We start from the raw sequence: 835 nt of genomic DNA, 5'->3' as shown, positions 1-835 counted from the left end.
CTGGGTTTGCTGTTCTCGGGTCAGGGTTCGCAGCGGTTGGGTATGGGTCGTGGGTTGTACGAGTCGTTCCCGGTGTTTGCCGGTGCGCTCGATGAGGTGTGTGCCGAACTTGATCAGCACCTGGATCGGCCGCTGCGCGGGGTGATGTGGGCCGAGGATTCGGATCTGGTTGATCAGACGGGGTTCACGCAGCCGGGGTTGTTCGCGGTTGAGGTGGCGTTGTTCCGGCTCGTCGAATCTTGGGGCATTCGGCCGGATTACCTGCTCGGCCACTCCATCGGTGAGGTGGCGGCCGCGCATGTTGCTGGGGTGTTTTCGCTGGCGGACGCGTGCCGTTTGGTGGTGGCGCGGGGTCGTTTGATGCAGGCGTTGCCGTCTGGTGGGGCGATGGTGGCGGTGCAGGCCACGGAGGATGAAGTGCTTCCGTTGCTGGACGAGTCGGTGTCGGTCGCGGCGATCAACGGTCCGGCATCGGTGGTGGTGTCCGGTGACGAGGAAGCGGTGCTGGGTATTGCCGAGCACTTCGAGACTGAGGGGCGCAAGACCAAGCGGTTGCGGGTGTCGCATGCGTTCCATTCGCCTCGGATGGATGCGATGTTGGCGGAGTTCGCCGAGGTTGCGGCTTCGGTGGAGTACCGGGCGCCGGGCATTCCGGTTGTGTCCAATGTGTCCGGTGAGTTGACCGATGAGTTGGTGTCGCCGGAGTACTGGGTGCGGCACGTTCGGGAGGCGGTTCGGTTCGCCGATGGGGTGCGCACCCTGGCCGGGCAGGGCGTGACCAGGTTCCTGGAGATCGGGCCGGACGGCGTGCTCACCGCGATGGCACAGGACTGCG

General features: G+C 65.3%; 1 protein-coding gene. It reads left to right on the top strand.

All coding sequences use genetic code 11. The features are described 5' to 3' along the window. On the top strand, positions 1-835 hold an 835-nt coding region (locus FXO23_RS50595), incomplete at both ends, for an acyltransferase domain-containing protein (RefSeq protein ID WP_218952454.1).

Source organism: Amycolatopsis anabasis, assembly GCF_009765355.1.
Taxonomy (GTDB): Bacteria; Actinomycetota; Actinomycetes; order Mycobacteriales; family Pseudonocardiaceae; genus Amycolatopsis; species Amycolatopsis anabasis.
This window is presented reverse-complemented; position numbering and strand designations above follow the sequence as displayed.